Source organism: Streptomyces marokkonensis, assembly GCF_008312835.1.
GTDB lineage: Bacteria > Actinomycetota > Actinomycetes > Streptomycetales > Streptomycetaceae > Streptomyces > Streptomyces marokkonensis_A.
Genome location: NZ_VSKS01000008.1, coordinates 129,488 through 142,760, shown reverse-complemented (window position 1 = coordinate 142,760; position 13,273 = coordinate 129,488). Strand labels below are relative to the sequence as shown.

Here is a 13,273-nt window from a genome sequence, read left to right as displayed (position 1 = left end):
GGCGTTCGGCGTGCGGGAGTTCATCGTCGAGGCGGACGGCGGGTCGCGGGGCAACCCGGGGCCCGCGGGCTACGGGGCCGTGGTGAGCGACGCGGCGACGGGGGAGACCCTGACGGAGACGGCCGAGTACCTCGGCGTCGCCACGAACAACGTCGCCGAGTACCGGGGCCTGCTGGCCGGCCTGCGCGCCGCCCGCGCGCTGGACCCTCAGGCGCGGGTCCACGTCCGGATGGACTCCAAGCTCGTCATCGAGCAGATGACGGGCCGCTGGAAGATCAAGCACCCGGCGATGAAGCCGCTCGCGGCGGAGGCGGCGGCTGTCCTGCCGCCGGAGCGGGTGACGTACGAGTGGATCCCGCGCGAGCGGAACAAGCACGCCGACCGCCTGGCCAACGAGGCGATGGACGCGGGCAAGCGGGGCGGCACCTGGTCGCCCACCACCTCCCGCGCCGACCTGGACACGCCGGCGGCACGTCCGGTGACGCCCGAGACGTCGGGCCCGCCCGGGGACGCGAGGGCGGGCGCGGCCCGCGTCCGCGCCGCACTGACGTCACCACCCGGCGCCGCCGCCGCTGACTTCCGGCCGCCCGCAGGGGCGGACACCGAGCCCGGCGATGCCGCCACTCCGGGCGCCACGGACGCCGGCGCGCGGGCCGCGGGGGCGGGAGCGGGTTCCGAGGACGGGACGGCCCGGAGCGCCGCCGGTGCCGGTGCGCACGGTGCCGGTGCGGACGCCGGCGCGCGGGCCGCGGGGGCGGGTGCCGCATCGGAGGGCGCGGCGGCCCGGACCGCCGGTGCGGGTGCAGGCGGTGCCGGTGCGGACGCCGATGCGCGGGCGGGCGGGGCGGGTGCCGCGGCTCGGGGGACTACGGGTGCCGGTGTCGACCGGGCCGGGGCCGTGACGCCGGTCGCCGGGGCGGACGACGCCTCGGGGGCCGCCGGTGGCGGGCGCGGACCGGCGAAGGCCGAGGCCGACGTCCGGGCTGCCCGGGCGGCGGGAGCCGCCTCACGGACGGCCGGAGGCGGTGCCGACGCCGAGGGGCGGGCCGCGCGGGCCGTGGCGACGCCCGGTGCCGGGTGGGCGCCCGCCGATATGGGGCCGCCGGCCACCTTCGTGCTGCTGCGGCACGGGGAGACGCCGCTGACCCCGCAGAAGCGTTTCTCGGGAAGCGGCGGCAGTGATCCCTCCCTCTCCGGCATCGGGCGTGAGCAGGCCGAGAAGGTCGCCGCCGCGCTCGCCCGGCGCGGCACCGTCCAGGCGATCGTCGCCTCCCCCCTCGCCCGCACCCGCGAGACCGCCGGCATCGTCGCCGCCCGCCTCGGCCTCGACGTGAGCGTGGAGGACGGCCTGCGCGAGACGGACTTCGGCGCCTGGGAGGGCCTCACCTTCGGCGAGGTCCGCGAACGCCACCCCGAGGACCTGAACGCCTGGCTGGCCTCCCCGGACGCCGAACCCACCGGCGGCGGCGAGAGCTTCGCGGCCACCGCCACCAGGGTCGCCGCGACCCGGGACAAGCTGATCGCCGCCCACGCGAACCGCACGGTCCTGCTCGTCACCCACGTGACACCGATCAAGACCTTCGTACGGCTGGCCCTGGGCGCCCCGCCCGAGGCCCTGTTCCGCATGGAGCTCTCGGCCGCCTCACTCTCCGCGGTCGCGTACTACGCCGACGGCAACGCCAGCGTCCGCCTGTTCAACGACACCTCGCACCTGCGTCAGGAGGGTTAGGCCCGCAGCCCCGCCGCCCCGCGGGCCAGAGCCTCGACCCGTGCCCAGTCACGGGCGGCCACCGCGTCCGCCGGAAGCATCCAGCTCCCGCCCACACAGCCCACGTTGGGCAGCGCGAGGTACTCCGGCGCGGACTCGGGGCCGATCCCTCCCGTCGGGCAGAAGCGGGCCTGGGGGAGCGGCCCGGCGAGCGACTTCAGGTACGCCGTCCCACCCGCCGCCTGCGCCGGGAAGAACTTCATCTCCCGCACCCCCCGCTCAAGGAGTGCCACCACTTCGGAAGCGGTGGACACCCCCGGCAGGAACGGCACCCCCGGCCTCCGCATGGCCTCCAGCAGGACGTCCGTCCACCCCGGGCTGACCAGGAACCGCGCCCCGGCCGCGACCGCGTCGCCCACCTGCTCAGGCGTGATCACCGTCCCGGCCCCGACCACGGCGTCCCGCACCTCACCGGCGATCGCCCGGATCGCGTCGAGCGCGGCCGGGGTCCGCAGCGTCACCTCGATCGCGGGCAGCCCCCCGGCCACCAGCGCACGCGCCAGCGGTACGGCGTCGGCGGCGTCCTCGACGACGACCACGGGCACGACGGGGGCGAGATCCAGCACGGAGGAGGGCAGGGGAGAGCGCATGGCGTCATCCTGCCCCCACCGATGCGCAGTGCGCAAAGGCCGTTGCGCATCCTGCAATACGCGCTCAGTGCACCTCGTCCACCAGCACGTCCAGCGCCCACGCCGTCCCCGCCCTGGCCGGCGCCGTCGCCTCCACCTCGTACCCGAGGTCGCGCAGCGCCTCCACCAGTTCGGCGGGGTCCTTCGGGGCCGCGCCCGCCGTCAGCAGACTCCGTACGATCCGGCCCTTGGTCGCCTTGTTGAAGTGGCTGACGACCTTGCGGGTCGGCGCGTGCAGCACCCGTACCGTCGCCGTCCGCCCGGCCACCTCGCCCTTCGGCTTCCAGGCCGCCGCGTACGCCGCCGACCGCAGGTCGAGGACCAGTCCCCGCCCCGCCGCCTCGGGCAGCACCTCGGCCATCGGCGCACGCCAGTGCCCGCTCAGCGCCCCCAGTCCGGGCAGCCGCACGCCCATCGAGCAGCGGTAGGAGGGGATCCGGTCGGTGACCCGGACCGCGCCCCACAGCCCCGAGAAGACCAGCAGGGACCTCGCGGCCCGCCGCTTCGCCGCCGCGTCGAGGGACGCCAGGCCCAGGGCGTCGTACAGCACCCCGGTGTAGATCTCCCCGGCGGGACGCGCCCCGGCGGTCCGCAGCTCCGCGTTCTTCGCGACCTCGCCCCGCAGCCCCTCGCTCAGCCCGAGCACCTCGCGGGCCTTGTCCTCGTCGCCGGCGCACAGGTCCACCAGTTCGGTGAGGACCGCCTCCCGCGCGGCGGCCAGCCCCGGCAGCGACAGCGACTCGGGCTTCAGCGGGGCACCGCGACCGGAAGAGGCCTTGCCTTCGGACGGCGGCAGCAGGACAAGCACACGTACTCCTTCGGTAGAGCTCGCCAGTCAGGGTACGGCGTGCGTCAGGCCGTCCAGCTCGGCGCCGTAGAGCAGGGCGGGGTCGAAGCCCATGCCCGTGAAGTGGCCCGCCAGTTCCAGGGACAGCACGCCGTGCAGGCGGGTCCAGAAGGAGAGCGCGCGGTGCAGCACGGCCGGTTCCGCGGGGTGGTCGCCGGCCCACTGCCGGTGCTCGGCGAGGTGGTCGTCGAAACCCGTCCCGTCCGCCGGCCCTCCGGCGAGCCGCGCGGCGTCGAGGAGGACCGTCATGATCTCGCGCGCGACGGCGGTGACGTCGTCGGGGGCGTGGTAGCCCGGGACGGGTGTGCCGTACACGAGGAAATAGCGCTGGGGGTCGTCGAGCGCCCAGGCGCGCAGGGTGTGCCCCAGCCCTTCCAGGTCCGCGCCCGGGGCCGCGGCCGCGCGGAAGGCGTCGGCGAGGCTGCGGTAGGCGTCCCGGATCAGCTCCGTGATCAGCTCGTCGCGTCCGGAGAAGTACCGGTAGAGCGCGGGGCCGCTCAGGCCCATCTGCTTGGCGATGGCGTTCAGCGACAGACCCGGCGCTCCCGCCGATGCGATCTGCTCCCAGGCGCGCTCCTTGATCTCCGCGCGCACCTGGCTCCGGTACCGCTCGCGGGGCGTACGCCCCTCCCTGCCCTTGGCCGTCACGTGCCGTGTCCCTTCGACAGCTGTCCGGTTAGACGCTATCACCGAAGAGAGGGGGTGCAGCGAGCCGTGCGCCGAGGGCACGCACCAGCCCGTCGGAGTCGTCCGCGTGGAAACGGACCACGCGGAGCTCGTGGCGGCGGCCGAGGAGGGTGACGTGGGTGACCGGCTCGGCGAGCTCGACCGTGACGGTCGTCTGCGAGCCGACGGCGAGATCGAGTTCGCCCTCGGCCCGCTCCGGCGTCGTCCGCAGCTCACGCCGGACCGAGGCGATCCGGTCCAGCGGTATCCGCAGGTCGACGTGCACGGCCCGGCGGACCCGCAGCTCGTCCGGGCCGAGGACATGGGGACGGACGACGGACGCCGCGTGCAGCGCGACGACGAAGACGACGGTGTACACGTCCAGGACGAGCACCACCGCGTGCACCGCCGGCCAGTCGCTCAGCAGCACGGACATCGCCACCGTCTCGACCGCGCACACGAACGCGAACCCGAACATCATGGCCGCCTGACCGCCCGCGTACCCGAAGGCCCTGCCGCCGCCGGTGCCGTGCGTGCGCCGCACCAGCCACAACCCCAGGCCGGCCATCAGCCGCAGCTCGTGCCGGGCCAGCGCCCAGCCCACCCGTACGGCCCTCACGACCCGCCTCCCGCCACGATCCGCAGCGTCCGCCGGATCGCCTCCGCCTGGGCGGGAGCGAAGTCGGCGTAGAAGGCCCGCAGGAAGCCGTCGCCCTCGTCGAGGCCCACCCCCTCCGGCACCAGTTCGGCGGGCACGCACGCGGCGAGGGCCCGGGCGGCCTCCTCCACCCGCGGATCGTCCGGTTCGACCTCGGCGAGCGCATCGAGCAGGCGGTACACGGTCACGGCCCGCTCCACCCCGCCCGGAGCCCCGACCACCCCGCCGAGCAGCCCCATCAGGCGCTCCCGCTCCTCCGGCGGCGCGGACGTCTCGATGAGCGCGAGCAGCTCGCGGTCCTTGGCGGCCATGGGGGAGTCGGTGACGTTCCCCATCTCGTGGAACAGCCCGGCCAGTTCGGGGGAGACCGGCCCCTCGGCGGCCGGCCCGCCCTCCGACTCCAGCAACGCCCGCAGCCGCGCGCGCCGGTCCCGGATCGCCTCCTCCTGCCGCGCCAGATCCTCGTCCAGCTCCGTCAGCACCTCGGCGAGGTCCTTCCCGGCATCGTCCGCGAGTACGTCCCGCACCTCGGCCAGCCCCAGCCCCAGCTCGGTCAGCCGCCTGACCCGCGCCAGTACGACCGCGTGCCGCAGGGTGTAGTCCCGGTACCCGTTGCCCAGCCGCTCCGGCTCGGGCAGCAACCCCAGATGGTGGTAGTGCCTCACCGCCCGCGTGGTGACACCGACGACGGCGGCGAGTTCTCCGATCCGCATGCCCCCAGTAGAAACGTTGACGCCGCGACAAGGTCAAGCGAACGCCGCGGCGCCTGACGGCGACGGCGGAGCCCCCGCGATCACGCTGTTCAGCGACCTGGAACGGGACGAGTACCGCGAGCGGTGCACCCGCCCCTCCGGCAAGCCGATCGCCCTCCCCGAGCCCTTCGCCTTCGACCTGGACACCGGCGACTTCCTCTGATCCCCTGTGGGCCGGGGGTGCGAGGTGGCGGACGTACGGGAACAGGCCCGCTGGACCAGGGCGCGGCTCGGGCGGTGCGGTCCTCCGCTCGACCTGCTGACCGCCCGCTTCAGCCGGCACGAGTACGCCCCGCACGCGCACGACGAGTTCACGGTCGGGGTCACCGTCGGCGGCCTCGAGGTCATCGCCTACCGCGGTGGCCGTATCCACTCCGGGCCCGGCTCGATCGTCGTCCTCGAGGCCGGCGAGATGCACACCGGCGGCCCCGCCGCCCCCGACGGCTACTCCTACCGCGCCCTCTACGCGGCCCCCGCCCTCCTCACCGACGGCACCCTCGGCACCGGCCTGCCGCACTTCCGCGAGCCCGTCCTCCACGACCCGGAGCTCGCCGCCGCCCTGCGCCGCGCCCACACCGACCTCAGCGCCCACCCCGACCCCGTGGAGGCGGAGTCACGCCTGCCGTGGCTGCTCACCGCCCTCACCCGCCGCCACTCGACGCCCGCGCGAGCGACGACACCGTCCCCGGAGCCGGTCCCGTCGCCCTCGCCGTCCGCGACCGCCTCGCCGACGAACTGCTCGCCCCGCCCTCCCTCGCCGCACTCGCCGCCGACCTCGGCCTCTCCCGCTACCAGCTGCTCCGCGCGTTCCGTACGACGATGGGGGTGCCCCCCTACGCCTGGCTCGCCCAGTACCGGGTCACCCGGGCCCGCGCCCTGCTCGACACCGGACTGCGCCCCGCCGAGGTGGCCGGCCTCGTCGGCTTCGCCGACCAGGCGCACCTGACCCGCTGGTTCCGCCGCGTGCTCGGGGTGACCCCGGCGGCGTACCGCAACAGCGTTCAAGACGCCGCGCCCTGAACCGGCCGACACTCACCGCATGACTGCACGCGGCTGGTTCCTGTTCTCCCTGATGGGAGTGGTCTGGGGCATCCCCTATCTGATGATCAAGGTGGCGGTGGACGAGGTGTCCCCGTCGGCGGTGGTGTTCACCCGCTGCGCCCTCGGCGTCCTGCTCCTGCTCCCCTTCGCCCTGCGGCAGCCCGGTCTGGCCCGCACCGTGCGGACGTACTGGAAGCCGATGCTGGCGTTCGCGGTCATCGAGATCGTCGGCCCCTGGTACACCCTGACCGACGCCGAACGCCACCTGTCCAGCTCCACGGCGGGCCTGCTGATCGCGGGCGTGCCGATCGCCGGCGTCCTGCTGGCCCGCTTCTTCGGCGCCGCGGAGTCGCTGGGCGCCCGCCGGATCACGGGCCTCGCGCTCGGCCTCGGCGGCGTCGGCGTCCTCACCGTCCCCCACCTGACCGGCGGCGACGCCCTGTCCCTCGCGGAGGTCCTGGTGACGGTGGTCGGCTACGCCACGGCCCCCCTGATCGCCGACCGCCACCTCAAGGACGTCCCCACGCTGCACCTCATCACGCCCTGCCTGGCCCTGGCCGCCCTCGTCCACGCCCCCGCTGCCCTCGCGACCCGCCCGGCGGCCCTGCCCTCGGCCGGCACCCTCGCCGCCCTGGCCGCCCTCGGCGTGGTCTGCACGGCGGTGGCCTTCGTGGCCTTCCTGGAACTGATCAAGGAGGCCGGCCCGATCCGCGCCTCGGTGATCACCTACGTCAATCCGGCGGTCGCGGTCGCGGCCGGCGCGCTCTTCCTGGACGAACCCCTGACCGCGCCCGTGCTGGCCGCCTTCGCCCTGATCCTCACCGGCTCGGTCCTGGCGACGGCCGCCGCGCCGAAGCCCCGCTCACGCCCGGTACCATGGTCCACACGGCAGACGAGCCGGGCGGGCGGCCGCGTGGAGTCCCTTGCGGGGCTTCCCGAGGAACGTCCGGGCTCCACAGGGCAGGGTGGTGGCTAACGGCCACCCGGGGTGACCCGCGGGACAGTGCCACAGAAAGCAAACCGCCCGGCGCTTCGGCGCCGGGTAAGGGTGAAACGGTGGTGTAAGAGACCACCAGCGCCTGAGGTGACTCAGGCGGCTAGGTAAACCCCACCCGGAGCAAGGTCAAGAGGAGACGCCTCTTCGGAAGCGTCTCTGCGCGGACGACCGAGGGCTGCCCGCCCGAGTCCGCGGGTAGACCGCACGAGGCCGGTGGCAACACCGGCCCTAGATGGATGGCCGTCGCCGGCGGGCCCGCGAGGACCCGCCGGAACAGAACCCGGCGTACAGCCCGACTCGTCTGCCGCCCCCTGCGGCTTTGCCTTGGAAATGGCCTCTGACCTGCGTCGGAGCCCCTTTCCGGTCTTTCGAGGGCTTGCCGCGTTAGGCCGCGAAAAGTCCCTCGGAAGTCCCTCGGACAACGCTGAAAGTCCCTGAAAAGTCCCTGGGATGGAGAGGCAGGGGGATGACCCGCGGGGAACTGCCACGCATCGCCGTTCGCAGCCGGGCGAGCATCCTCGTGCTGACCCAACGGCGTGGCGAAACCCCCGTCCGCGCTTCGGGAGGTGTCTAGGAAGAGGTCAGTGCGGACGGCGCAGTCCGCAGGGGAGACCGGAGACGTCGACGGAGTCGTCGTCACCCAGGGCACCGACATCATCGAGGAGACCGCCTTCCTCCTCGACCTCTACCACGGCCACGAACAGCCGGTCGTCGTCACCGGCGCGATGCGCAACCCCACCCTGCCCGGCGCCGACGGTCCGGCCAACCTTCACACCGCCGTCCTGGCCGCTGCCGACCCCGGACTCAGCGGCGCCGGCTGCCTCGTCGTACTCGGCGATGAGGTCCACTCTGCCCGGACCGTCCGCAAGTCCCACACCACCAGTCCCGCCGCCTTCACCTCACCAGCAAGCGGTCCGATCGCGCGGATCGCGGAGAACCGGGTGCGGATGGTGGGCCGCCTGCCGTCCCGCGGACCGCTGGTCGGCGCCCCCGACCGCGAGGCGCGCGTCGGGCTCTACACCGTCACCCTCGGCGACGACGGCTCCCTGCTCGACCTGTGGATCGGCAGCCGCGACGGACTCGCGGTCGCGGCCTTCGGCGTCGGCCACGTCCCGGAGCGTCTCGTCGAAGGGCTCGCCAAGCTGGCGTCCCGCATCCCCGTGGTCCTCGCCTCCCGCATCGGCAACGGATCCGTCCTGTCCGACACGTGCGGCTTCCCCCCGGCCGCTCGGTCCCAGCTGCTGGGGTCACAGGCACGGCCGGTCCGAGCACCGACGCAGCTGACCACACGTGGTGTGCCGGTTCCCGCCTGAGGGACGTCGTGGAGCGGACTCAACCAGTGCGCAATCCGGTCTGCCTTCGCAGTGCTTGGATCAGATGACGTCGCACTTTTCCAGCGGAGACGTCCTCGCCTGTGGTACGCCCTCGGCCCCTTTCCGGAGCACGATGGAGTAGCAGTGGTAGGCCCGGGAGTGCGACACGCCGAACATGCTCGTGTCCTCATACTCTCCGAAGAAGCGGACGGTGGTGGTCAGCGAGTACTCCGACCGCGCGTAGGAGAGAAGCCTGCCGTCGTGCCGCTCCGCGATACCCCGAACGGCTTCTTGGCCGGGGAAGCCGTTCGGGGCTGCCGCCACGTCGCGCGCGTACGAGCGGGCCAGGGCTGCTGTCCGATCCAAGGCTTCTGCCTTGTTTCGCTCGTTCGCGCGTTCCTGGCGGTAGTGCATGACCATGAGAACCGAAGCCGCGATCAGGACCGCGACGATGGGCACCAAGATGGCGGCGAGACACCCTGGGGACGGCACCGTGACACGGCTCTGCCGCGCCACGGTGCCGCCATGGGACATGTCCCTGTTCACCGGCCCTGTCGAGTGGCAGCTGACGTGGGGCCGGCTGTCATGAACGCCTGTGCGTAGGCGCTCGTTCCGGCCTGATTCGGGTGGTAGCTCTCACGGCTCAGGCAGGTGTCCCCGGTGAACCACCAGCAGAGCTGCGTGTTCTTGTCGCCGTGGTGGAAGTCGCCGTCGCCGTTCGGCCCTGCCACGACCCCGTTGATACCTTCCGGTGAATCACAGATCCGCTTGCCCTCGAACGCCGCCTGCGGGGACCGGTAACGGACATTGGAGGCACTCATCGAGAGCGCGAGCTCGCGCTGCTTGCTCTCGAAGTACTCGGCCATGTCGTTCAGGATGACACGCTGGGAGGCACTGACCAAGGTCGAGCAGGCCTGTGTGCGGCTGAAGAGCAAGGGGTAGCCCATCAGCGAGATCGTCGCGTTCGGCGCGAGTGCATGGATTTGTTCCAGCACGGTGCGGGTCTCGGCCACGGCGTTGTCGATGTCTGCCTTCATCGAGGCCTCGGAGGGGCACCCCTCCATGACGCACGTCTGGATCTTGTTGTCGAAACGCGCGTCGTTACCACCGATGGTCAGCATGACCAGGGTGGTGTCCTCACTGAGTGCCCCCGAGTCGATCTGGGTCTTCTCGTGGAAGTTTCCGTCCAGGCCCCAAGCGTTGGGGTTACCTTGGGTCATTTGGAAGGTCTTGGCTCCGGAGCATGCGGTGAATTGGAAGTCCAGTGCCGGATCGAAGCTGTCGGCGAGTACGCCGATGATCTTCGTCTGGCCTGGGAGAGTCACCTTGCGGGGCCATGCGTTCGGGCTGCGCCGGCAGGCGTTCCAGTCGCTGTCTCCGTGGTCTCGGTCGGATTCGGGCGAGTAGGACCCGGCGCCTTCGCCGGAGGTGTAGGAGTCGCCCATGGCGACGACCATGTGCTTCGGCTTGGCCGACAGCGGCTGGAAGGCGACCGCGTCCCAGGCGACATCTTCGTCCGCGGTGCCGTCGTCGGTGGTGTTGGTCAGCACCACTCGTGGTGTACCGGTGAAGCGGTAGACACCGAGCTCGACCCAGGTGTTCTTACTGAAGTGGGTGTTGATGTAGCGGTGGCGGTCGCCGCCAGCGACTCCCTTGATCACGTAGTGGGCCTGCTGGGTATGTGCTCCTGTGTCCGGCATGTGCGCGAAGACGCGGGCCCATTCGACGCTACGGCCCAGCGTCCAGGTGCCGTCGATGGTCATCCGGGCGCCGGGGCCGCCGAGATGGGCAGTGTCGCGGGTGTGTGTGAACCAGAAGTGGCCGCCGTGTCCGCCGCCGATCTGGTGCAGGTCTCCTTTGGCCTCGTACGGGCCCAGGCCTGGTCCGGTCGCTGCCGGGTTGGGGTGGAAGGTGAACTGGAAGGTGCCGGCGTCGGTGCCAGAGGATCCGCAGTCGCTGTAGGTGTCGGTGCTGTCGGGGATGGACTCCACGATCAGCGCTCCGGCCGGGGCTGCGCCGCAATCCGGCGTGCCGTACTTCAGCCGGTGGCCGCGGCCGGGCTCTGTGCGCAGCGTGACGTACTTGATGCTTTCGTTGCCGCAGTCGGTGGAGCAGTTCGGCTTCCACGTCACGTTGGAGCCGCGCCACCAGTACTTCTCGTAGCACGCGGCGTCGGGGCAGTCCGGTGGGTTGGCGGCGTTGCAGTTGTTGGTGGTGTTGCAGAACGCGTCGAGTGGTGGCTTGACCCGGTCGCGCTGGCCCGGGTTGACCCACCAGGCGGGGCGGAACCCGGCGCTGGAGAAGCCGGACTCGCCGGGCCAGTCCTGTCGTCCGTCGCTGGAGTAGGAGTAGCCGGTGTCCATGGACCAGGCGGCCCAGCCCATCACCTTCTCCTGGTAAGGCCAGTTCTGGGGCTTGGCGGCGTCACGCGGGTCGGTCATGAACGGGTGACGGGAGGGCGGGTAGAAGGGGTTGGCGGGGTTGTTGTACCAGCCCAGGCCCCACGGCTTGCCGTCGCCCTTGTTCTCGTTGAAGCCGAGGTTGTAGTTCCACAGCGCGGCGAACCAGTTCTCCGGCTTCGATGGGTCGTCGTTGTTGACGGTGATGGTCTGCCCGGCGGTGTGCACCTGGTTCCACTTGTCGGCGAGAATGTACATCGACGCGGCGATGTTGACCGCGTAGTCCAGGGCCACGGCCTTCTGCTTGGTCGGAGACAGGGACGTTTCGCCGGGTTTTTCGAAGCCGGCGAGGCGCATGCCGTCGGTGATCTGTCCGACACCGTAGCCGCAGTCCGACTGGTTCCAGTTGATCCTCCAGTACGCCTCGGACGTCTCCCCCTTGTGCCCGTAGAACCCGGCGATCGCCGCTTGTGGGTTTCCCATCTGGCCCGGGATGGCGCCGCCTTCGGCCTGCCACAGGTTCGATTCCTGGGCGAGTACGCCCAGCAGCACTTGGGCGGGGATCCGCCCGCCGCCCTTTAGCTCAGGGGCCGGGAAGAGCCCTTGAGGGTCGACGGTGGCCAGACCCAACTGTGAGCGCCAGCCTCCCTGCGTGATCCACTTGGAGCGCAGCTCGCCGCGGATCGCCATGTTGACGGCCCACTCGACCTGGTTCGGGGTCGGCTGGAGGGCGAGCGCCTTGACGTCGTTGCGTGGGATGGAGCACCAGCGGTCGGTGTCGACCGGGTTGTGCGGGTCGGCCGCCGCCTGTGCCGCCCGTCCGCTCTTGGCGGGTGTCCGCTCGTTCTTCACGGCTGCGGGCAGGGCTGGAGAGAATGACTCCTTCCCCGTGGCGCTGGTGGTGTCGGCAACCGTCTGGGTGATCTTCTCACCGGTTGCCGTCGCGACACTGGTGATGGTGGGCGCCGCGGGGTCTCCGTCGGTGGGGTCCTGGGAGGTGTGCGCCCGGGGCGAGGGTTCGGCCTTGGTGAAGCCCTTGCCCGCGTTCCCGATCCGGTTCAGGCCTGCACGCACGCCGGGCATGAGCACGGGTTCGACGGCCAGTCGACCGTGGCTGGACACATCCGAATCCGCCCGAACGTCCAGGCGCTTCACCGCGGTGCCTGCGAGCTTCGCGTCCGTCGTGTTCCCGGTGAGGAACGCCCGGCCTTCACTGCCCTGTTCGAGGGCCAGGTCTCCGAGCTTGCCCGACGCGAGCGTCGACGGCGTGCCCCGGCCGTTCCACAGCTTGGCACGGGCTGTGCTGCCGTTGCGGTCGAGGAAGGCGATTCCCGTACGGGTGGGGCGGATGTCGAACGGCACACCCTTTGCGGCGGCCAGCCTCCGGATGTTTCTGCTCCTGGGGTCGACGTGTACCAGGTGACGGCCGTGTGCGGCGACGAGACCGTCCTTCGTGGGGACGGCGGAGGTGATCTGACCGGTGACCGTGGTATCGGTGGTCGTTTTGCCGCTGGTGTCGACGGTGATGAGCCGGGTCTTGCTGTCGCGGAACGCGGTGAACGCGGCCGTCCGGGTCTCGGGGTTGCACGACGGGTCGAAGTAGGCCAGCGAGCCGGTGAAGGGTAGTTTCGTCACCTGGCCCGACTTTAGGTCGATGACTGCGGTGAACGCCCCGCCCTGCATCAGATCCGGCTTGTTCGTGAACGTGCGCGGCGCGTACACGACCGCGGCATGATCGCGGTCGATGGCGCAGGAGTTGCCGATCCACGAGTCCGCCGGCATGCCGGGCTCCGCCAGGGTGGCGACGGTCCGCCACTGGTAGGCGTCCCTGCTGTCCGCTACGAGGACCTTCAGGCCTCCATTGTCCGCCGCGGTGGTCACGACCCGGTCCGCCGAGGTCTTCCAGTTCTTCCCAAGCTTCTGACCAGGATCCGGTACGCGCGTCGGCGGCTCGGACGACGGATTGGCGGATGGCTTCGGCGACGGTTTTGAGCCGGGAGGGCTGGTATCGGCGACCGCCGGCGCTACGTGTACGAGCCCGGTCAGGACCGCAGTGGCCGCCAGGCCAGCGATCCCACGAGCTAATCTATGGACTCTCAACTACCTACTCCAGTGCTGGGTTGCAGGATGCAAGAGGGTGAGCCGACTCGGTCTTCACAGATCTGAGAGGCTGCGGCGGTCGGCTCGACCGTGATGAAGCGCA

Annotated in this window: 10 protein-coding genes, 1 other RNA gene and 2 pseudogenes; 6 read left to right on the top strand and 7 right to left on the bottom strand. The window is 71.8% G+C overall.

Annotation, left to right across the window (positions count from 1 at the left end):
* The first annotated feature begins 10 nt into the window (after positions 1-10).
* Positions 11-1,729: a bifunctional RNase H/acid phosphatase gene (locus F1615_RS16175; RefSeq protein WP_208818331.1), complete on the top strand. Its 1,719-nt coding sequence runs from the start codon at positions 11-13 to the stop codon at positions 1,727-1,729.
* Here F1615_RS16175 and eda read toward each other — a convergent pair.
* The 5 genes from eda to F1615_RS16150 form a co-directional block, all read right to left on the bottom strand.
* Entirely contained in the window at positions 1,726-2,358 is a 633-nt protein-coding gene (eda, locus tag F1615_RS16170; RefSeq protein WP_149549677.1) for a bifunctional 4-hydroxy-2-oxoglutarate aldolase/2-dehydro-3-deoxy-phosphogluconate aldolase, read from the bottom strand. The genes F1615_RS16175 and eda overlap by 4 nt on opposite strands.
* A 64-nt stretch (positions 2,359-2,422) precedes the next feature.
* Entirely contained in the window at positions 2,423-3,205 is a 783-nt protein-coding gene (gene yaaA, locus F1615_RS16165; protein ID WP_149549676.1) for a peroxide stress protein YaaA, read from the bottom strand.
* A gap of 27 nt (positions 3,206-3,232) precedes the next feature.
* Positions 3,233-3,892 carry a TetR/AcrR family transcriptional regulator gene (locus F1615_RS16160; RefSeq protein ID WP_149549675.1) on the bottom strand — a complete coding sequence of 220 codons (660 nt, stop codon included), beginning with the start codon at positions 3,890-3,892 and terminating at the stop codon, positions 3,233-3,235.
* A 28-nt stretch (positions 3,893-3,920) separates the two neighbouring features.
* On the bottom strand, positions 3,921-4,478 hold the full coding sequence (locus tag F1615_RS16155) for a hypothetical protein (protein WP_149549830.1): 558 nt from the start codon (positions 4,476-4,478) through the stop codon (positions 3,921-3,923).
* A 47-nt stretch (positions 4,479-4,525) separates the two neighbouring features.
* A complete protein-coding gene (locus F1615_RS16150) occupies positions 4,526-5,281 on the bottom strand; it encodes a MerR family transcriptional regulator (RefSeq protein WP_149549674.1) in 756 nt (251 codons plus the stop codon).
* A gap of 16 nt (positions 5,282-5,297) precedes the next feature.
* Between F1615_RS16150 and F1615_RS16145 the strand changes: the two genes are divergently transcribed.
* From F1615_RS16145 to F1615_RS16125, 5 genes and pseudogenes are all read left to right on the top strand, one after another.
* The gene (locus tag F1615_RS16145) at positions 5,298-5,483 is read left to right on the top strand and encodes a hypothetical protein (RefSeq protein WP_425385645.1); all 186 of its coding nucleotides are present in this window, start codon (positions 5,298-5,300) and stop codon (positions 5,481-5,483) included.
* A gap of 24 nt (positions 5,484-5,507) precedes the next feature.
* A pseudogene (locus F1615_RS16140) lies at positions 5,508-6,340 on the top strand (AraC family transcriptional regulator).
* Between the two features lie 19 nt (positions 6,341-6,359).
* Positions 6,360-7,187, top strand: a pseudogene (locus F1615_RS37115) (DMT family transporter); the annotation flags it as partial.
* A 67-nt stretch (positions 7,188-7,254) separates the two neighbouring features.
* Positions 7,255-7,662, top strand: an RNA gene (gene rnpB, locus F1615_RS16130) — RNase P RNA component class A.
* Between the two features lie 280 nt (positions 7,663-7,942).
* Positions 7,943-8,671 (top strand): asparaginase domain-containing protein, encoded by a 729-nt coding sequence (locus F1615_RS16125; RefSeq protein ID WP_244328762.1) that lies wholly within the window; start codon positions 7,943-7,945, stop codon positions 8,669-8,671.
* 60 nt (positions 8,672-8,731) lie between these two features.
* Here F1615_RS16125 and F1615_RS16120 read toward each other — a convergent pair whose 3' ends face one another.
* Positions 8,732-9,133 (bottom strand): hypothetical protein, encoded by a 402-nt coding sequence (locus tag F1615_RS16120; protein WP_149549673.1) that lies wholly within the window; start codon positions 9,131-9,133, stop codon positions 8,732-8,734.
* Between the two features lie 80 nt (positions 9,134-9,213).
* A complete protein-coding gene (locus tag F1615_RS16115) occupies positions 9,214-12,951 on the bottom strand; it encodes an SGNH/GDSL hydrolase family protein (protein ID WP_244328761.1) in 3,738 nt (1,245 codons plus the stop codon).
* Between the last annotated feature and the right edge of the window lie 322 nt (positions 12,952-13,273).